This is a genomic window from Nitratireductor lacus, from assembly GCF_056431025.1.
Window position 1 is genome coordinate 17835 of record NZ_JBWKMB010000003.1, and the last position, 18161, is coordinate 35995.

General features: G+C 62.0%; 19 protein-coding genes. 5 read left to right on the forward strand and 14 right to left on the reverse strand.

Annotated features, from left to right (window positions below):
• Window positions 1-2: 2 nt before the first annotated feature.
• Window positions 3-494 carry a 5-(carboxyamino)imidazole ribonucleotide mutase gene (gene purE, locus AC07E3_RS03160; RefSeq protein WP_478360280.1) on the reverse strand — a complete coding sequence of 164 codons (492 nt, stop codon included), beginning with the start codon at window positions 492-494 and terminating at the stop codon, window positions 3-5.
• A gap of 92 nt (window positions 495-586) precedes the next feature.
• Complete coding sequence (locus AC07E3_RS03165) at window positions 587-796, reverse strand: YdcH family protein (protein ID WP_171900098.1); 210 nt, start codon at window positions 794-796, stop codon at window positions 587-589.
• 241 nt (window positions 797-1037) lie between these two features.
• Between AC07E3_RS03165 and AC07E3_RS03170 the strand changes: the two genes are divergently transcribed.
• Window positions 1038-1217 (forward strand): YdcH family protein, encoded by a 180-nt coding sequence (locus tag AC07E3_RS03170; RefSeq protein WP_007008288.1) that lies wholly within the window; start codon window positions 1038-1040, stop codon window positions 1215-1217.
• A 328-nt stretch (window positions 1218-1545) separates the two neighbouring features.
• Here AC07E3_RS03170 and AC07E3_RS03175 read toward each other — a convergent pair whose 3' ends face one another.
• On the reverse strand, window positions 1546-2808 hold the full coding sequence (locus AC07E3_RS03175; RefSeq protein ID WP_336069795.1) for an MFS transporter: 1263 nt from the start codon (window positions 2806-2808) through the stop codon (window positions 1546-1548).
• Between the two features lie 204 nt (window positions 2809-3012).
• On the reverse strand, window positions 3013-3207 hold the full coding sequence (locus AC07E3_RS03180; protein ID WP_065816910.1) for a DUF1192 domain-containing protein: 195 nt from the start codon (window positions 3205-3207) through the stop codon (window positions 3013-3015).
• Window positions 3208-3311: 104 nt separating this feature from the next.
• Here AC07E3_RS03180 and AC07E3_RS03185 point away from each other — a divergent pair, with 104 nt between their 5' ends.
• Entirely contained in the window at window positions 3312-4322 is a 1011-nt protein-coding gene (locus tag AC07E3_RS03185; RefSeq protein WP_478360281.1) for an NAD(P)H-quinone oxidoreductase, read from the forward strand.
• Between the two features lie 103 nt (window positions 4323-4425).
• Here AC07E3_RS03185 and AC07E3_RS03190 read toward each other — a convergent pair whose 3' ends face one another.
• The gene (locus AC07E3_RS03190) at window positions 4426-6624 is read right to left on the reverse strand and encodes an esterase-like activity of phytase family protein (RefSeq protein WP_478360282.1); all 2199 of its coding nucleotides are present in this window, start codon (window positions 6622-6624) and stop codon (window positions 4426-4428) included.
• Window positions 6625-6852: 228 nt separating this feature from the next.
• Here AC07E3_RS03190 and AC07E3_RS03195 point away from each other — a divergent pair, with 228 nt between their 5' ends.
• Window positions 6853-7566, forward strand: coding sequence for a DUF1013 domain-containing protein (locus AC07E3_RS03195; RefSeq protein WP_065816913.1), 714 nt, complete (start codon window positions 6853-6855; stop codon window positions 7564-7566).
• A gap of 309 nt (window positions 7567-7875) precedes the next feature.
• Here AC07E3_RS03195 and AC07E3_RS03200 read toward each other — a convergent pair whose 3' ends face one another.
• The 6 genes from AC07E3_RS03200 to AC07E3_RS03225 all read right to left on the reverse strand — a co-directional run bounded on the left by AC07E3_RS03200 (window position 7876) and on the right by AC07E3_RS03225 (window position 12700).
• Complete coding sequence (locus AC07E3_RS03200; protein ID WP_007008294.1) at window positions 7876-8586, reverse strand: helix-turn-helix transcriptional regulator; 711 nt, start codon at window positions 8584-8586, stop codon at window positions 7876-7878.
• 12 nt (window positions 8587-8598) lie between these two features.
• A complete protein-coding gene (locus AC07E3_RS03205; protein ID WP_223005549.1) occupies window positions 8599-8973 on the reverse strand; it encodes a VOC family protein in 375 nt (124 codons plus the stop codon).
• Between the two features lie 112 nt (window positions 8974-9085).
• Window positions 9086-9673 carry a DJ-1/PfpI family protein gene (locus tag AC07E3_RS03210; RefSeq protein WP_478360283.1) on the reverse strand — a complete coding sequence of 196 codons (588 nt, stop codon included), beginning with the start codon at window positions 9671-9673 and terminating at the stop codon, window positions 9086-9088.
• Between the two features lie 25 nt (window positions 9674-9698).
• Window positions 9699-9860, reverse strand: a complete 162-nt coding sequence (locus AC07E3_RS03215; protein WP_171900094.1) for a hypothetical protein — start codon at window positions 9858-9860, stop codon at window positions 9699-9701.
• 60 nt (window positions 9861-9920) lie between these two features.
• On the reverse strand, window positions 9921-10715 hold the full coding sequence (locus AC07E3_RS03220; protein ID WP_336069809.1) for an SDR family NAD(P)-dependent oxidoreductase: 795 nt from the start codon (window positions 10713-10715) through the stop codon (window positions 9921-9923).
• An 83-nt stretch (window positions 10716-10798) separates the two neighbouring features.
• Window positions 10799-12700: a propionyl-CoA synthetase gene (locus tag AC07E3_RS03225; RefSeq protein WP_478360284.1), complete on the reverse strand. Its 1902-nt coding sequence runs from the start codon at window positions 12698-12700 to the stop codon at window positions 10799-10801.
• A gap of 150 nt (window positions 12701-12850) precedes the next feature.
• Here AC07E3_RS03225 and AC07E3_RS03230 point away from each other — a divergent pair, with 150 nt between their 5' ends.
• On the forward strand, window positions 12851-13012 hold the full coding sequence (locus tag AC07E3_RS03230) for a hypothetical protein (protein WP_336069814.1): 162 nt from the start codon (window positions 12851-12853) through the stop codon (window positions 13010-13012).
• Window positions 13013-13318: 306 nt separating this feature from the next.
• On the forward strand, window positions 13319-13645 hold the full coding sequence (locus AC07E3_RS03235) for a hypothetical protein (RefSeq protein ID WP_478360285.1): 327 nt from the start codon (window positions 13319-13321) through the stop codon (window positions 13643-13645).
• A 95-nt stretch (window positions 13646-13740) separates the two neighbouring features.
• Here the strand turns inward: AC07E3_RS03235 and AC07E3_RS03240 are convergent, their stop codons facing one another.
• The 3 genes from AC07E3_RS03240 to AC07E3_RS03250 form a co-directional block, all read right to left on the reverse strand.
• Window positions 13741-14763, reverse strand: a complete 1023-nt coding sequence (locus AC07E3_RS03240; RefSeq protein ID WP_349365994.1) for a class I fructose-bisphosphate aldolase — start codon at window positions 14761-14763, stop codon at window positions 13741-13743.
• A gap of 109 nt (window positions 14764-14872) precedes the next feature.
• A complete protein-coding gene (locus AC07E3_RS03245; RefSeq protein ID WP_336069821.1) occupies window positions 14873-16075 on the reverse strand; it encodes a phosphoglycerate kinase in 1203 nt (400 codons plus the stop codon).
• A gap of 137 nt (window positions 16076-16212) precedes the next feature.
• Window positions 16213-18024, reverse strand: a complete 1812-nt coding sequence (locus AC07E3_RS03250; RefSeq protein WP_478360286.1) for a potassium/proton antiporter — start codon at window positions 18022-18024, stop codon at window positions 16213-16215.
• Window positions 18025-18161 lie beyond the last annotated feature (137 nt).

Genomic DNA, 18161 nt, shown 5'->3' on the forward strand with positions numbered 1-18161 from the left:
GTTCAGTCGACCGGATAGTCGGCGACCTGCGCCGTCTGTTCTGCGCGCCATGCATCGAGGCGGTCGGCCAGGCTATCATCCTGAAGCGCCAGCACCGCAGCAGAAAGGAGCGCTGCGTTGATCGCGCCGGCGCGGCCGATGGCGAGCGTACCCACGGGAACGCCTGCTGGCATCTGAACGATGGAGAGAAGCGAATCCTGCCCGGAAAGCGCCTTGGATTCCACCGGGACGCCGAATACGGGGAGCGGTGTCATTGCGGCGGTCATGCCAGGCAGGTGGGCGGCACCGCCCGCACCCGCAATGATCGTCTGAAATCCCTCGTCGCGGGCGTTTCTGGCGAAGTCATAAAGACGTTCGGGTGTGCGATGCGCAGAGACAATACGCGCCTCATACTCGACACCGAGCTGGTCGAGCGTGTCTGCGGCATGGCGCATCGTTGCCCAGTCGGACTGGCTTCCCATGATAATCGCCACTCGGGCGGACCGCTCAGCCATCAAATCCCCTCGCAATCAAAAATGAGGCTGTAGTCAAAACCGGCCGTCATCGCAAGCTTGCGCGGCGGCAAGCCCTTAAGAACCTGGAAAAATCAGGCGATGATGTCCGGGATGATGTTGTCTTCCAATTCCTGGAGCCTGTCCTTCAGGGCCAGCTTCTTCTTTTTCATGCGCTGGATACGGAGCGGATCGCACCCCGTGGCGATCATGGCGTTGATTGCGGCATCGAAATCCGCGTGATCCTGTTTGAGGCGGGCGAATTCGAGACGAATCTCCGCCTGTTCCTGTTCAGATGTCACCACAGTCAGCTGACCCACATGCGCGAAACCCCGGCTGTAACCCGCGGGACGAGTCCACAACCCAGCGACGCCGTCGGGACAGTCCCGGCAGCGGAGGCGCTTATATCACATTTCAATGTTTCAGGAAATGCTACCAGACTGTGTTCGACAAGCCACATTTGTGGTGGCACACTGTCCTGATCGCCAGTTCCTGCGGGCGGGCATCGGCTGGCGAATTCTCGAGGAAGCAAAGGAGATCCCAATCATGTCTCTTGAATCCCATCTTGCAGAGTTGAAGCGTAAACATGGTGAGCTGGAGCGCGAAATCGACGATGCCAAGCTACACCCCTCTGTTGACGAACTCGATGTTGCTCAACTCAAGCGGCGCAAGCTGGCCATCAAGGACGAGATGGAAAAGCTCAAGTCGGCGGTTACCCGCCACTAGGTCGCGGTGCGTCCATTCGGACGCGCAAAAGACGATCTAGCTTATCTGGAGAGCATCGGGACAACCGAAAGCCGGTTTCCGCTTTTCGATCCCATGCCCCAGGAGCACTTTGCGAAGCGAAATCGACCAAACAGATTTCGTCATACGCCAAGAACACGAACCAGGATGCCTAAAGGCTCGCCTGGGTGTCTGGGAGATCGTTTCAAGACGTGTTGGCCGCACAGGGCCTCTGGCCTCCGCCTCGGTGTTTGTCCGGGTGCGGGGGCCTTATCGTTTCATCGCCTGAGGCGGGTTACGACACACCACCCATAGACGGGTTTCATGAAACTTATTCGACAGTTTCGGTCAGAGATTCGTCGGTATCGCTGCGCGGATCCAGAACCGCTGCCTGTGGCGTAACCGCCCGCTCCGCCGGGAGCGTTTTAAAGGCTTCGCGCTCGTCGACCGGAACCGGGGCACGCTGCGAGATGCGCAGCAATGCGTAGGCACCCAGCCCGAAATGGGCCAGCGCGGTGATCAGGAACAGGCTCTCCGGCGGCATGATTTCCATCAACACGCCACCGATCAGTGGTCCGATCATGGTGCCGAAGCCATAGAGGAAGAGCAGCCCGCTTGCCACTTTCACGAAATCTTCGGGCGATGCATGGTCGTTCGCATGGGCGACGATGATCGAATAGAGCGTATAGGCGAAGGCACCATAAACCCCTGTCATGGCGATCACATATGTTCCGTCGCGCGGTGCTGTCAGGAGTATCAGGAGGCCGACGAGACCGGAGCCGAATGCGGCGCCGGAGATGACGAAACGCCGGTCCATCCGGTCGGAGAGCCGGCCCGCGGGAAGCTGCAGAGCGGCCCCTGCAAGAACGGCAATACTCATCATCGTTGCGATCTGCAGTGTCGAAATCCCGATCTGGCCGCCATACACGGCGCCCAGCGTGCCCCAGGCGCCATTTGCAATGCCCACAAGTACGCAGCCGAGAAAGGCGACTGGCGAGTTCACGTATAATCCTTTCAGATCAAGCGAAGCCTGCGTAAGCGGCTCGGGGCTCACGGCCTTGGAAACGGCGGTCGGGATCAGGGCCATACAGAACAGAATGCCCGTTGTCATGAACAGGATCGTGTTGGAAACATCGCCGAAGGCCACTGTCATCTGGCCTGCTGTCAGCGATGCGTAGGTCAGCATCATGTAGATGCCGAAAACGGTGCCGCGGTTCTCATTGGTGGATTTCTCGTTCAGCCAGCTTTCGATCACCATGAAAGCGCCGGCCATGGTGAAGCCGGTGAAAATACGCAGAATCACCCAGCCGGCCGGGTCCACCCACATGCCGGTCAGAAGCGCAATGATCGCACCCGATGCGGCAAAGGCACCGAAAGCGCGCACATGGCCCGCCCGGCGCACAATGCGCGGCGCCACGAAGCAGCCGGCCACGAAGCCTGCCGCCCATGCGGCACCCAGTGCACCCAGGGAGGCCGTTGGAAACCCCTCCATCTGCCCGCGCAACGGCAGCAGGAGCCCATGCAGTCCAGACCCGGTCAACAGGAAGGCCGTGCCAAGGAGAAGCGCGATGATGGAACCGAGAGGTGACAGCATGAAATGATTCCGAAGGGGTGTGCGTTCGAACTGATCGGGTGTCTTTGGCCAGCCTGCCCTCGCCACTGAAACATGGCATGAACAAGGCCCGTGGAAAGTCCAACCGCGTCTTCGAGACACGTATCCGGCAATATGCGCGAATAACCTTCCGTGGAGCATCGCAAAACCGGCGCTCAAGGCCGGGATTGCGCTGTCCGGTGTGTCTCAGTCGCGGCGAAACAACGCCTCTGCGGCGTTTTTCGTTGCACCCTTGCTTTCAACTTCCTCTTCGAGGCGCACGATTTCCTCTTTCAACTTTGCAATCCGGTTTCTGAGTTCATCGACGGACAGCAGCGAGAGATCCTGCCCGATCTGATGTCCCGAACCAGGTTTCTTCTCTTCTTCCTCGAAAATGGCCATCGTGTCCTCTCCCGTCGCTCGCAGCGCCGCGTGTGGGATTACCCTTGATCCGGCAGCACCGCTCGCCGATTGTGTTGTCAGATCTTTATCAAATCAACAGGGGCATGATGAACCACACAACGCTTCCAGAAACGATGACGGCGGTTGCGATCAGCACACCCGGCGAACCGACCGTGCTGAAACCGGAGCAGCGCGACGTGCCGAAGCCCGGTGAGGGCGAGATTCTGATAAGGGTGCGCGCTGCGGGCATCAATCGGCCGGATGTCTTTCAGCGCAAGGGGCTTTATCCACCGCCGCCTGGCGCCTCGGACCTGCCGGGTCTGGAAGCGGCCGGCGAGGTGGCTGCGGTGGGCGAAGGCGTGAAGCGCTGGCAGGTGGGCGATCGCGTTACCGCGCTCACGCCGGGTGGCGGCTATGCCGAGTACTGCCTCACGCATGAGACCAACGCACTGCCGATCCCGCACGGTCTCATCTTCACCGAAGCGGCAGCGGTGCCTGAAACCTTCTTTACCGTGTGGCACAATGTGTTTCAGCGCGGCGGCCTGAAGGCGGGCGAAACGCTGCTCGTTCATGGCGGTTCCTCGGGTATCGGCACAACGGCCATCCAGGTGGCCACGGCACTGGGCTCGAAGGTGATCGCCACGGCAGGCTCGGCCGAGAAATGCGCTGCCTGCGCCTCTCTGGGTGCGGTGCGTTCGATCAATTATCGTGACGAGGATTTCGTCGAAGCCGTCAAGGAAGAGACGGATGGTCATGGGGCGGATGTCATCCTCGACATGATCGGCGGCGATTATATCGAACGCAATTATGCCGCCGCCGCCATGGACGGTCGCATCGTGCAGATCGCCTTCCTGAAAGGCTCGCGCGCTACGGTCGATTTCTCGCAGGTCATGCGCAAGCGGCTTGTCCATACGGGCTCCACGCTCAGGCCCCGTTCCGTGGCGTTCAAGGCACGTATCGCCACCGAGCTGGAAGCGCATGTCTGGCCGCTTCTCGCCGCGCGCCGCATTTCGCCCGTGATGGACATGACCTTTCCTCTTGAAGAGGCCTGGCGTGCGCATGAACGCATGGAAGAGGGTGCCCATATCGGCAAGATCGTGCTCGAAGTCGCCTGACCATGGGGAGGCGTTGACCCAAAAGAAAACCCCGGCGCTTGTGCCGGGGTTTTCTCGCCCTGGGAGGCTGTGTCACCGCGTTTCCGCGTTGCCTGGATTTGCTCTAGTTTGTGGCGTCGAGTTTGCCGAGATTGACGAAAATCGTCTCACCGGATGAATCGTCCACACCGTCATTGTCGGTCACGAAGTAGGCCGTGCCTTCCGCGTCGATGGCGAGACCCTCGATCTTGTCGACCACATAGCCGTTGGTCGCGGCTTTCATGTCGGGCAACAGGTCGCGCTCCAGTGTCTTTTCGACCAGCGGCAGATCCGCATCCAGCGCCGCCGGCTGAAAGCCGTCGAGCGACACGCTGTAGAGCTTCTTGATCTTCGCAGACGTGCCGATCTGGTTGTCACGCTCGACGATATAGAGCTTTCCATCGTGAGCGGTGATCTCGGAGAGGCCGACCCAGCCCTTCTCGCCTGCATCGAGCGGGTAGCGCACGGCGGCCCACTCGCCGCTGGCGGGTCTGTAGCTCAAAAGCTTCACCTGGCCCTTGGGATCGTCGCCCCATTCGCGCTGAATGGCCATGACCAGCATCTGGTCATCGCCTTCACCGACCACGGTCACGCCTTCCATGCCGAAACGCTTTTCGACTGCCAGAAGCTCCGCGGGAAGCGCGATCTCTTCCCTGATCTCGCCGGCGGCGTCGACGCGGAAGAGCGCATGTGGCGTCAGACGGTCGGTGCGGCCTTCCGAAGCGAGCCAGAAGCCGCCTTTGCCGTCATTGGCTATGCCCTCGAGGTCGAGCTTCTGGGCTGCCATGCCGCCGCGCGTGACGATGGTCCTGGCGGTGATCCGGGCCGGCGTCTCGGTCGCATCGATGGTGAAGATGGCCGGCTGGTTGCGGTAGAAGGAGTCGGACACGGCGTAGAGTGTGCCCGGCTTTTCGGAATCTGCCACGAGGCCGGAGAGGGCGCCCCAGCCAAACGGAACGCCATTGTCGTCACGCGCCGATTCGATGGTCGGATAGACGGGCTCTCCTTCGGTCAGTTCGTAGACCATCACGTGAGAGCGGGCCGCGCCGTCTTCCACCAGATCGGCCTCGTTTGCCGTAACGAGCAGGTTACGTTCGGGTATGGCCACGAGGCCTTCAGGGCCGATGCCGGAGGGCAGGACCTGGACAAATTCCGGCGCACCGCCCGTGTCGCGGTAGACGACGACGAGCGAGGCGCGCTCCAGTGCCACGAAGATGTACTGCTGATCGCCGAAGGTCGCGACTTCCAGTCCTTCCGGCTCGGTGCCCTTGGCGTCTGAGCGCTTGTCGGGATAGTGGCCGGCAGCCGCAGCGCGGAACTCAAGATCATTGCCGCTGTCGAACAGAACGTCGCCTGACTTGCTGAAGATGGTGAAACTGCGCGATCCACCTTCATAATCGCCTTCATTGGCGGTGACGAACCGATCGCTGTCCAGCCATTTCACGGCGTCCGGTTCGCGCTTCAGGTTCTGCACATTCTGATCGAAAGCGATGGCGCCATTGTCCAGCGTGTCGATGTTTTCCAGGCTGATCTGGCCGGCGGAAAAATGGCCTGTCACCTCGCCGGTCTCGGCTGCAACCACGGCGATGTGATTGTTTTCCTGCATGGTGACGACGATCTCGCCGGCGTCGTTGAAATCAACGAATTCCGGCTCCGGGTCTTCCGGTGCGATCTCTGCAAGGCCGCTCAGGGAGACGGTCTTCATGCTGCCGCAGTCGGGAACCCCGTCGTTGAGATTGAAGACCTTCAGGTCACCGGCGGGCATCTGCGGGATCACACCGTCGTTCAGGTCCTCGTCGCGCTCGTTCTCGATGGCGACGGCGAGAAAACGCCCGTCACTGCTGACGGCCACTGAATCCGGCTGGCCACCCAGATCGCAGGACTTCTCGGCGGTCTTCGCCGCCATGTCGATCACCACGAGATTGCCGGAAGGGCTTGTGTAGCTCTCGGAGGTGTTCACGGCCGCGATGGCCTTCTGGCCCGCCACAGCCACCGAGGTAGGCTCGCCGTCCAGCCTGAGCATGCCGCCCGCCTTCGGGGCGCTGGCATCGCCGATGTCAACGAAACCCACACCGCCCAGCGGGCTGTCGGAGTAAATCAGCGTCTTGCCATCTGCGCTGCGTGCGATGATCTCCGAGGAGGTTTCTGTTGTCACATCGGCATCAGCCGGCAGGTTCTCCGCCACCGGGAAGGTGGCGATGCGGTTGAATGCCATGTCCGCATGCGCGGGCAGAATGACGGCCGTGCTTGCCAGCAGGCCCAGAATGATTGCGTGGCGTCCCATGTCTGAAAACTCCCTCAAGACCCATAGGAGCGGCACAATCGGAAGCCTTGATTTCAGGCCGATGACACATCGATGACGGTTCGGTGACACTCCCCATCTGCCGTGTCGCGCAATTTGTTGCGTCAGGGGGACGTTTCAGTTTATAACGCGGGCGATATTTCCCAACATCGGTGGTTATGACCACCGCCCGCGCCAGGGACGCGGGCGAAGGAAGAGGATTCTTGACACATGGCCAACACGCTTCTCATGCCCAAGGCCACCGCCGTCTGGCTGGTCGACAACACGGCACTGACCTTCGATCAGATCGCCGAATTCTGCAAACTCCACCCGCTCGAAGTGGGGGCGATTGCCGATGGTGATGCCGCACAGGGCATCAAGGGCATGGACCCGGTTATGACCGGACAGCTCACCCGCGAGGAAATCGCCCTTGGCGAGGGCAACCCGAACCACAAGCTGCGGCTTTCGGAGCCGAAGGTTCGCGTGCCCGAGACCAAGCGCAAGGGCCCCCGCTACACGCCGCTCTCCAAGCGCCAGGATCGCCCCAACGCCATTCTCTGGCTGGTGCGCAATCATCCCGAGCTCAAGGATGCGCAGATCTCGCGTCTTGTGGGCACCACGAAATCGACCATTGAGGCGATCCGTGAGCGCACGCACTGGAATTCGGCAAACCTCGTGCCGATGGACCCGGTGACTCTGGGCCTTTGCTCGCAGATCGATCTCGATCTGGAAGTGCAGCGCGCGGCAAAGTACCTGCCGCCGCAGGAAAGCACCGGCGAGACCCTGCTCCCGGCTTCCGAGACCGAGGATCTGCCGATCGGTGAGCAGGCTCCGTCCGAGACGTCCTCCGACGAGCAGGAACTCGACGCGGATGCGGTCTTTGCCAAGCTCTCGTCGCTGAAATCCAGCGATGCGGACGAAGAAGAAGAGGACGAGCGGTCCTGATCCGAATATTGAGCATCGGACCGAAAAGTGGAAACCGGTTTTCGGATTATTCCGATGCTCCATTAATAATTTAGATCGTCCTTTGTGCGTCCGGATGGACGCACGGCGATCTATTGCATCGGACCGAAAAGTGGAAACCGGTTTTCGGATTATTCCGATGCTCCATTAATAATTTAGATCGTCCTTTGTGCGTCCGGATGGACGCACGGCGATCTATTGCATCGGACCGAAAAGTGGAAACCGGTTTTCGGATTATTCCGATGCTCCATCAATAGTTTAGATCGCTCCCCGGCTGCCGGGGGGCATCCCTCAGCTCGCGCAGGCTCTGCCCATCATGGCTTCGTGCATTTCCATGCGCCGGTAGAAGTCGGCAAGCTGCTTGCCTCGCTCAGGGCGGAAAGTCCGACCTGCCGGTTTCATCGTTGCGATGCGGTCGATGCGGAATGTGCGGAAATCCCCGCGCAACTCGCACCACGCCACCAGTGTCCAGACCTTGCCCCAGAACCAGAGACCAAGCGGGCGCACGTCGCGCTCGGAGGTGCGCCCGGCTTCATCCCGGTAATCGATGGAGAGTACGTCCCTCGTCTCCACCGCACGCTCCAGCGTGTCGATGGCCTGGCGGTCCATGTCGCTCACCACCCAGCGCGGGGTGTGAATTTCGGTGCGGGCAATGCGGTCGCGCTCCGGCTCGGGCAGCACGGTTCCTATCTTGATCAGGGCTTCCTCGGCCGCCCGCGCCATGGCCGCGCCGCCAAAGGCGCGAACCATGCGCGCACCGGCCACCAGCGCCACGATCTCATCGCGTGTGAACATGAGCGGGGGAAGCTCGAACCCCTCCCGCATCAGATAGCCGACACCGGCTTCACCGTCGATCGGCACGCCGGTCGACTGCAGGTCGGCAATATCACGATAGATCGTGCGCTCGGAAACCTCGAGACGCTCGCTCAAAAGACGCGCCGTAACCAGGCGCCCGCCCCGCAAATGCTGGACGATCTGAAAAAGTCGGTCAGCACGGCGCATGCGTATTTCTCCTCACGCAAAAATTCCGAAGCTGTTTCCGTCGGGGTCGAGACAATACACGAAACGGCCGGCAGGAATAGTAATAATGGGTGATACCAGTTTGCCGCCATTCTTTGTGACACGCTCCATGGCGTCTTCAAGCGGGGCCGGCACCGCAAGATGGATCGTCGGGCCGGTTCCCTCCGGAGCCGGCTTGCCGGGGTAGATGTGTCCGGCGACAGAATCCTGCGGATCGCGTGTGTCGAAGATGGCGAACGGGTTGGGCCCGTCCTCGCGCAGCACGAGTTCGTTCTGCACCACCGCGGCGTAGAAGTCCCGCGCGCGATCGAGATCGGTCACCGGGATCTCCGCCCAGACCACTGCGTTTAGCGGCAACGTATCGGACATGCCTCACAACCCTCCATTGTCGATATTGTCGATGGGGCAAGAATGACACAGCCCTCCTGACAACATTCCGTCAGGAGGGCTGAAAAGGTGTTGCCTGAGATTGAGAACGTGCTCAGCCGGGCTGAAACTCGCGCGCCATCATCGCTCGGAATTCCGTCAGCATCTCCATTTTGTCAGGGAAGACAGCTTCGAGGAAAGCTGAAGCAAAGGTGGCAGGTGCGGTGCCGGGTGCGCTCACCACGCGGTCATCGCAGATGGCGAAAGGCACATCGCGATAATTCTCTCTGCCTTTGTAGTCGGGCAGGTTCTCGTCGATCCAGTCCGCGCCGTTGCTGGTGTGGGTGCGGGTTTGGAAAAGCCCTGCACGTGCGAGTGCAAGCGTGCCCGCGCAGATGCCGCCCACCACACCACCACGGGCTCCCACCGCCTGCAGAAGCGGGGCGATGTCCGGTGCATCGGCCACGGTCCACCGGTCGGACCCGATCACTGCAACAGCGCCGAGATCCGCGTTTTCCTCCGCAGAGACCCCTCGGTCGCCGGTTCGCCGAAAACCGGCGATCGACGTCACCGTTCCGGCGCCAGGCGTCAGCGCCACGGCATCCGCGCCAAGCCATTCCACGGCGGAAGCGGCGAGAAGGCCGTATTCCCAGTCGGCATAGTTCTCGATGAAGACGAAGCCGATTTTCTTGCGATCACTCATTGCATCTCCTTGAAGTGCGGCAGGCTCAGCGCCGATGGCGGCTGGCGGGGTCCCAGTCAATATCGCGTTGCACGGCGGTCGGCAGGTCGTTCAGCATTCGTCTGGTCAGCCTGCGCCGCCGGCGCTCACGGGTTTGGTCGGCCCAGCGGCGGACAGCATTGAGGAAGCTTCCGGGGAAGTCTGACATGGCAACAATCTCCTGATTCTGGCAGGAGTATTATCGCTCCGCGGTGGTGACAGCGTTTTGTCAGGATCCTTCCGGCTTGACCTCAACCGTGTAGTTCAGCGGCAGCCGACCGCCATCGGCATAGATGGTCTGTCCCGTCACGTAGCTCGCATCGTCGTCGGCCAGAAAGGTTGCCACCGATGCGATTTCGCCAGGCTCCCCGATGCGACCGAGCGGCGTGCGCGAAAGCATCCGGTTGCGCGCTGCCTGGTCGCTGTTCACGCTGGCAAGCATGTCGGTTGCGATCGAGCCTGGGCCAATAGCGTTGACGCGGATGCCGTAGGGCGCCAGTGCCAGCGCCATGACGCGTGTGAGCTGGCTGACACCCCCCTTGGATACCGTGTAGGCGATCTGTTCGGGGATGGCGAGAATGGCGTTGATCGACGACATGTTGATGATCGTGCCGGCCGCGCCGCCGCCTTCGACCTTCTCGACCATATAGCGCGCGACCGCCTGGCCTGTCAGGAAGGTGCCCTTCAGATTGGTGTCGAGCACACGGTTGAAGTCTTCCTCCTTGAGATCGAGAAAATCGGCTGCGTGCACGATCCCTGCATTGTTGACGAGAATGTCGACATCACCGAAGGCATCGATCGTCTCGGCCAGCAGGTTGTGAACGTCGAGCCGCTTGCTCACATCGGCCTTCACAAAGCGCGCATCACCCAGTTTTTCGAGGTCGGCCAGCGCCTGCGCGCCTTTTTCACTCTCCAGGTCGGCGATCACGACCTTGACGCCGTGGCGCAGAAACCGCTCGGCGATTGCATAGCCTATACCGCCCGCGCCGCCCGTTACGATTGCTGTCTTGCCGTCCAGTGCCATGTTAAATCCTCATGCCGAAAACGGCTGGACCCTGCGCCGCAGGCGCGGGAAGGTCAAGAGCTGTGCGGCCTGCTGACGCGTGATCAGGAGTCCGACCGGCCGAGCGCCTCGCCGATTTCATCCAGAACGGCCGGGTCGTCGATGGTGGCCGGCATGGTCCATTCCTGATGGTCGGCGATCTTCTGCATGGTGGCGCGCAGGATTTTGCCCGAGCGTGTCTTGGGCAGGCGCTTCACCGGCACGACCTTCTTGAATGCGGCGACAGGCCCGATGCGCTCGCGCACCATGGCGATCAGTTCACGTTCCACCGTGCCCATATCGGCTGTGTTCTTTCCATGCAGCACCACGAAGCCGCAGGGCACCTGTCCCTTCAGTGGATCGGCAATGCCGATCACCGCGCACTCGGCGACGGCCGGGTGTTCGGCCACCACCTCTTCCATGCCGCCGGTGGAAAGTCGGTGGCCCGCCACGTTGATGATGTCGTCCGTGCGCGCCATGATGAAGAGATAGCCGTCTTCGTCCAGCAAGCCGGCGTCCGCCGTCTTGTAGTAGCCGGGGAACTCGCTGAGATAGGCATCGCGAAACCGCCTGTCGTCGTTCCAGAGCGTCGGCAATGCGCCAGGCGGCAGTGGCAGCTTCACCACCACATTGCCGAGTGTGCCTGCCGGCACCTCGTGTCCCGCATCGTCCAGAACCTGCACGTCATACCCCGGCATAGGCACGCCGGGGGAGCCATATTTAACCGGGAGCATCCCGAGCCCGATTGGGTCCTGGCTGATCGGTGCTCCGGTTTCCGTCTGCCACCAATGGTCGATCACTGGAACGCCCAGCGTCCTCTCCGCCCATTTGACGGTGTCGGGATCGGCGCGCTCGCCAGCCAGAAAGAGTGTGCGGAAGCCGGAGAGGTCGTGCGGGGCCAGCATCTCCGCGTCCGGGTCTGCCGTACGGATCGCGCGAAACGCGGTCGGCGCGGTGAAGAGCGCGGCCACATTGTGTTCGGCGATTACCCGCCAGAACACGCCGGCATCGGGCGTGCCGACCGGCTTGCCCTCAAAGAGGATTGTGGTGCAGCCATGAAGCAGTGGCGCATAGACGATGTAGGAGTGGCCCACAACCCAGCCCACATCCGATGCCGCCCAGAAGGTTTCACCCGGCCTGATGCCGAATTCGTTGAACATCGACCATTTGAGCCGCACCATATGGCCGCCATTGTCGCGCACCACGCCCTTGGGCCGGCCTGTCGTGCCAGACGTATAGAGGATGTAGAGCGGGTCGGTTGCAAGCACCGGCTCGCACGGCACCACGCGGCCCTCGGCCCGTGCGGCATTCACCAGTTCGGCGTAGTCGTGGTCGCGGCCTTCCGTCAGGTCGCAGCGCTGTTCCTCTCTCTGCAGGATCAGACACGCCTCCGGCCTGGCGGCGGAGAGGCTGATCGCTTGGTCGAGCAGCGGCTTGTAGGCCACCACACGGCCGGGCTCCAGCCCGCAGGAGGCCGAGATGATTGCCTTTGGCGCTGCGTCGTCGATGCGTGCGGCCAGTTCGCGGGCGGCGAATCCGCCGAACACCACCGAATGCACCGCGCCTATGCGCGCGCAGGCCAGCATGGCGAACACCGCCTCCGGCACCATGGGCATGTAGATGACCACGCGGTCGCCCTTGCCGACGCCGAAATCTTTCAGCACCGCAGCCAGCGCCGAGACCTCGTCTTTCAGCTCGCCATAGGTGAAGCTTTTCTGGCGGCGGCTGATGGGGCTGTCATAGACGAGGGCGGGTTGATCCTTTCGCCCGCCCTCGACATGCCGGTCCACCGCATTGAAGCATGTGTTGCAGGTCGCGCCGGGAAACCAGCGTCCGTAAACGCCGGCCCCGGCGTCGAAAACCTTCTCCCAGGGGCCGAACCAGTCGATTTCGGCGGCAGCCTCCGCCCAGAATTCCTCCGGATTCTGTTTCCAGTTTCCGTAGACCTCGTGATAGCGCGACGCCATCCCGCCTCCTCCCTGCGGTTTGAGCCTCTTTGCGAGGAGGTTAGCGGATCGGGTGGCCGCGCGTAAATCAGACTTGCGGCGAAGGGTGCGGTTTTGACAGGCGACAGGCAGGGAGGCACAACAGGATATGTCTTCGCGAATCGGGCCTTCATGACCAAAATCCTGCTGCTTCTCATCCTGGCGATGATGATTGTGCACATCATCAAGCCGCTTGGCTTTCCGGGTCTCAGGCGCCGTGCCGATTTCTGGAAGCTGGCCCTTATCGCGCTTGCCGCGGTGTCGCTCACCATTCTTTTACGCGGCGGCGAATAGGGCGTGAAACACGGTCTGCAAACGCCGCTTACAGGCCGTTTCTGGGCTTGTTGAAGCGCAAGGACCGACTGGCCTGCCCGTGTTCGATCCCATCACTCTTCAGTGATCGCATCTGGCGTTTTCGATCATTCATCATCATGTGTGAATCAGGCGGGAGCGGCAGGTGCCGCAACCGCCCGCAAACAGACCGGAAATCAAGAAAGGAGCGACGCGATGATGACGTCGGAACCGGCCTGTCCCGTCCCGGCTCTGCGGAGCTGAGATCGCATTTCCCTTGCCGGGACGGAACGGCGAAGGAGATATGCGATGTTTACCAAGAAAATCATCAGGCACGCTGCCGCCATACTCGGCGCAGCCGTGATGTTTACTGCCCTTGCAGGAGGCGCGCATGCGCAGGTCAGGGCGTGCGGTCCACGGTCTGAAGTTATCTCCTGGCTGGAGAGCAGGTTTCAGGAGCGGCAGGCCGGCTTTGGTCTGGTCGGTGACCGGGCCGTGATGGAACTCTATACGTCGTCCGCCGGGACCTGGACGCTGATTGTGACGGATCCGCTGAAGCGGACCTGCTTCGTAGCATCCGGACACTCCTGGGTCGACGTGCCTCCTCCGGCCACCCAGGCGTGGACGGTGCCCTGAGGCTGACCGATCCTGACGCGCGTGCTGCGGAACGGAAACGGCCCGCCGACAATCGCCGACGGGCCGCGATATGCGTTCTCGATGTGCCTGATTGATCAGGCGGCCTCGAGATCCTGCTTCCACTGGCCGGTGGCGGCAAGGCTGTTCATCTTCGCGCGGTGCGCGAAAGCCTTCTGCGCCGCTGCCACGTTTTCCTTCTTGCCGGCCCAGGTCTTCAGCGCGGCAGCCTGCAGCGCACGGCCGTAGGAGAAGGTCAGCGCCCACGGCATGTCGAAGCCGGCATTCATGAGCGAGAGATGCGCCGTCGCTTCCTCGTCCGACTGGCCGCCGGAAAGGAACGCAATGCCGGGCACCGCGGCCGGAACGGTCGACTTCAGGCAGCGCACGGTCTTTTCGGCCACTTCCTCGCGGCTCGCCTTGCGGGCGTTCTTGCCGTCGATCACCATGTTCGGCTTCAAGACCATGCCCTCAAGCGAGACGCGCGCGTCGTAGAGTTCGGCGAAGACTGTCTTCAGAACCCACTCGGTGACCTCGTAGCAGCGGTCGATGGAGTGATCGCCCGGCTTGCCGTCCATCAGCACTTCCGGCTCGACGATCGGCACGATGCCTGCTTCCTGACAAAGCGCAGCATAGCGTGCGAGCGCCTGTGCGTTCTGCTTCACCGCGCCCCAGCTCGGCAGGTCGTTCGAGATGGAGATCACACCGCGCCATTTGGCGAAGCGCGCGCCAAGGCCGTAATATTCGGCCAGACGGTCGCGCAGGCCGTCGAGGCCCTCGGTGATGGTTTCGCCGTCGAAGCCGGCCAGCGGCTTGGCGCCGCCATCGACCTTGATGCCCGGCACGGCGCCGGAGGCCTTGATGACATCGACCAGCGGCGTGCCGTCGGCAGCCTTCTGGCGGATCGTCTCATCGTAGAGGATGACGCCGGAGATGCAGTCCTTCATCGCCGCCTCGGCGCGGAACATCATCTCGCGATAATCGCGGCGGTTCTCTTCCGTCGATTCCAGCCCGATCGTGTCGAAGCGCTTCTTGATGGTGCCGGAACTCTCGTCCGCCGCCAGTATCCCCTGTCCGGGGGTCACCATGGCGGCTGCAATATCCTCAAGGCGTTCGCTCATTTCAGGTCTCCTGTCTGTTCATGACCGGGCGATAGCAGATGACGATGACAAACGGAATGCGCCCTTAAGACCCCTAATCGATTGAAATGACAGGCTATTCACATTTTGCTTAACGGGTCTTCGAAAGTGCCTCCACGCCGGGCAGTTTCTTGCCTTCCATCCACTCCAGAAATGCACCGCCTGCTGTCGACACATATGAGAATTCCTCTGCCACTCCGGCATGGTTCAGCGCCGCCACCGTGTCTCCGCCGCCGGCTACCGAGACGAGCAGTCCCTCGGCGGTGCGATGTGCTGCGTGCTTCGCCGCCGCCACCGTCGCTGCGTCGAACGGTTCGATCTCGAACGCACCCAGCGGACCGTTCCACACCACCGTGTCGGCGCGGTCGAGCCATTCGTTGACCTTCTCGACGCTTTTTGCGCCCACATCGAGGATCATGGCATCCGCCGGCACGCTTTCGATCTCGACCGTTTCGCTCTCCGCGCCAGCCTTAAACTCGCGCGCCACCACGGCATCCACCGGCAGGATCAGCGCACAGCCGCTTTCCGCCGCCTCAATCATGATCTGCTTTGCCGTCTTTGCAAGATCGTGTTCGCACAGAGATTTGCCGACTTCCGTGCCGCGCGCGGCGAGGAATGTGTTGGCCATGCCGCCGCCGATCACCAGGGCGTCGACCTTTTTCACCAGATTCATCAGGAGGTCGATTTTCGTGGAAACCTTCGCGCCGCCGACAATGGCGAGCACGGGTTTGGCCGGTTTGCCGAGCCCTTTTTCCAGCGCTTCCAGCTCCGCCTGCATGGTGCGGCCCGCATAGGCCGGCAGCAGATGGGCGAGCCCCTCTGTCGAGGCGTGGGCGCGGTGGGCGGCTGAGAAAGCATCGTTCACATAGATGTCGCCATTCTCGGCCAGCGCCCTTGCGAATTCGGGATCGTTCTTCTCCTCGCCCTCGTGGAAACGCGTGTTTTCCAGAAGCAGGATGTCGCCATTCGTCATTTCGGCAATCGCCTCCGCCGCCGGCGCGCCGATACAATCCTTTGCAAAGTGCACACGATGGTCGAGCACGCTTTCCACCGCATAGGCGATGGGTTCCAGCGATGCTGCCGGATCAGGCTTGCCCTTCGGTCGGCCGAAATGCGCCATCAGGATCACCTTCGCGCCCTTGCCCGAAAGCTCCTGGATGGTCGGCGCGACGCGCTCGATCCGTGTGGTGTCGCTCACCTTGCCGTCTTTCACCGGCACGTTCAGGTCGACGCGCACCAGCACACGCTTGCCTGCAATGTCGTTGAGATCGTCAAGGGTCCTGAAATCCGGCATGATGCGTCGATGTCTCCTGTGAGGGGTTCGCGGATGGTGGGAAGAAGTCGGCCGCCCGGAACCGCTGGTGGAAGAGTGATGTGAATTCGTCGGCGACCATACAGCGCCGTGCGGCGGGTGCAAGATGGTGGTTGCGATTATGCGCTGGCGCCGGGGGGCTGCTTCTTTTGGAAGATGCGGCGCAGGATCTCGCGGGGGTTGAGCAGCAGCGGCAGGCGCGCTTCGGGCGGGTGCGGTTCAACCGAAAGGCCTATGGCACTGATGCGTCCGTCTTCATCGACATCGCGCACGATCAGTTCGATTTCACCCAGGGTCGTCCGGTCGCCATATTCGGCGCGTCCACCGAGCCGTTCGCGTATGAGGTCGGCAATGGTCTTCTTCTGGTCGTCTTCGCTCAGTCCCGGCGCATATGCTGCTTCGATGTCGGACGCCGGCCGCTCGGGGTCGACAGCAAAGGCGCCGAAGAAATCGGCATCCTCCGGGTCCACCTCCGCCGGGCTTGCGAACAGGCGGTCGAGCAGGCGCGGATAGCGGTCAGGCACAAAAATATAGACATGGTCGCCGGCGGCGAGCCGCCCGGCATACTGATAGGTCATGGAGCGCCCGTCGCGCACCACCAGAGACGGCTTCGCCCAGCGTGGAATGCGCTGGCCGCGCTCCACCGGGCTCCCTGCCACCACGCGATAGGCGAGGAGTTCATGACGGGCGGAGCCGGGCAGTTCCAGCTCAACCTTGTTCAGCGGCCCCATGCGTGGCGGCAGTGTCAGCCCCAGCCGGCGTGCCAGCGGCCCCACCGTCCAGCCCTGCACGATCAGCGAGACAAGCACGATGATGAAAACGATGTTGAACAGGGGGCGGCCATTCGGCAGTTCGTCGATCAGCGGTGTGATCGCAAGCAGGATCGACACGGCACCGCGCAGGCCCACCCAAGAGATGAAGGCGCTTTCGGCGGGCGAGAAGCGGAACGGCATCAGACAGAGCGTCACCGCCAGCGGACGGGCGACGAAAATCAGAAACAGGCCGATAAACAGTGCCGGCAGAATGATCTCGGCAAATTGCGACGGCGTCGCAAACAGGCCGAGCACGAGAAACATGATGATCTGCGCCAGCCAGGTCACGCCGTCCTGAAAGCGCTTTAGCATGGCGGTCGAGCGCAGCTTGGCATTGCCGGCGATCAGGCCCGCCACATAAACTGCGAGAAAGCCCGAACCGCCCATGGCGCCGGCCAGCGCAAACACAAGCAGAGACAGAGCAAGGACGAAAATGGGCAAAAGTCCCTGTTCCAGCCTGAGTCGGACCACCAGCCGCACGATGCTCCAGCCGCCGACGAGGCCCGCCACGAGTCCGATCCCCATCTGCTGCAGGAAGCCGAGTGCCACGTCGACCGCCAGTTCTCCCGCCTGGATCGCTTCGCCACCTGCGATCAGCCCGACGAGAGAGAGCGTGAGGAAGATCGCGATCGGGTCGTTCGATCCCGATTCGACTTCCAGCGTCGATCGCACCCGCTCGCGCACGGAGATGTTGCCCACCCGTAGCAGGAAGAACACGGCCGCCGCGTCGGTCGATGCCACGGTTGCGCCAAGCAGGAAGGACTCAAGCCAGCTGAAGCCCGTTACATAGTAGGCTGCAACGCCCACGAGCCCGGCGGTCAGCAACACGCCGATGGTCGCAAGGACGATGGCGGGCGCTGCGGCCTGCCTGAACGCTGTTATGGACGTGCCAAACCCTGAATCGAAAAGGATAACGGCCAATGCCAGCGAGCAGATGAAATAGGCAATCGCTGCATTGTCGAAATCAAGCCCGAGCCCGTCTGTCCCGGCTGCCAGGCCGATGCCCAGGAAGATGAGGAGGAGCGGTGCGCCGAAGCGAAAGGCAATCAGGCTCGAAAACGCGGCGAAGAGCACAAGAGCCGTGCCCACGAGCGTTATGAGATAAATGCCCTGATCCATCCGCCTCTTTCGATCCCGCCTGCCTCAAGTTGCTGTTCTTTTTCATAAAAGATGCGGCGGAAGTGAGATGCAAGGGCCGGGCCAAAAGAAAAACGCCCGGCGCGGTGGCCGGGCGTTCAGAATGGCTTGTAAACCGT

Coding starts and splice junctions, on each gene's coding strand:
- AC07E3_RS03190 (WP_478360282.1), bottom strand. CDS start 6,624: ATGGGACGCCACGCAATCATTCTGGGCCTGCTGGCAAGCACGGCCGTC.
- AC07E3_RS03210 (WP_478360283.1), bottom strand. CDS start 9,673: ATGAGTGATCGCAAGAAAATCGGCTTCGTCTTCATCGAGAACTATGCC.
- AC07E3_RS03225 (WP_478360284.1), bottom strand. CDS start 12,700: ATGGCGTCGCGCTATCACGAGGTCTACGGAAACTGGAAACAGAATCCG.
- AC07E3_RS03230 (WP_336069814.1), top strand. CDS start 12,851: ATGACCAAAATCCTGCTGCTTCTCATCCTGGCGATGATGATTGTGCAC.
- AC07E3_RS03250 (WP_478360286.1), bottom strand. CDS start 18,024: ATGGATCAGGGCATTTATCTCATAACGCTCGTGGGCACGGCTCTTGTG.
- AC07E3_RS03195 (WP_065816913.1), top strand. CDS start 6,853: ATGGCCAACACGCTTCTCATGCCCAAGGCCACCGCCGTCTGGCTGGTC.
- AC07E3_RS03220 (WP_336069809.1), bottom strand. CDS start 10,715: ATGGCACTGGACGGCAAGACAGCAATCGTAACGGGCGGCGCGGGCGGT.
- AC07E3_RS03235 (WP_478360285.1), top strand. CDS start 13,319: ATGTTTACCAAGAAAATCATCAGGCACGCTGCCGCCATACTCGGCGCA.
- AC07E3_RS03200 (WP_007008294.1), bottom strand. CDS start 8,586: ATGCGCCGTGCTGACCGACTTTTTCAGATCGTCCAGCATTTGCGGGGC.
- AC07E3_RS03170 (WP_007008288.1), top strand. CDS start 1,038: ATGTCTCTTGAATCCCATCTTGCAGAGTTGAAGCGTAAACATGGTGAG.
- purE (WP_478360280.1), bottom strand. CDS start 494: ATGGCTGAGCGGTCCGCCCGAGTGGCGATTATCATGGGAAGCCAGTCC.
- AC07E3_RS03245 (WP_336069821.1), bottom strand. CDS start 16,075: ATGCCGGATTTCAGGACCCTTGACGATCTCAACGACATTGCAGGCAAG.
- AC07E3_RS03205 (WP_223005549.1), bottom strand. CDS start 8,973: ATGTCCGATACGTTGCCGCTAAACGCAGTGGTCTGGGCGGAGATCCCG.
- AC07E3_RS03175 (WP_336069795.1), bottom strand. CDS start 2,808: ATGCTGTCACCTCTCGGTTCCATCATCGCGCTTCTCCTTGGCACGGCC.
- AC07E3_RS03215 (WP_171900094.1), bottom strand. CDS start 9,860: ATGTCAGACTTCCCCGGAAGCTTCCTCAATGCTGTCCGCCGCTGGGCC.
- AC07E3_RS03185 (WP_478360281.1), top strand. CDS start 3,312: ATGATGAACCACACAACGCTTCCAGAAACGATGACGGCGGTTGCGATC.
- AC07E3_RS03240 (WP_349365994.1), bottom strand. CDS start 14,763: ATGAGCGAACGCCTTGAGGATATTGCAGCCGCCATGGTGACCCCCGGA.
- AC07E3_RS03180 (WP_065816910.1), bottom strand. CDS start 3,207: ATGGCCATTTTCGAGGAAGAAGAGAAGAAACCTGGTTCGGGACATCAG.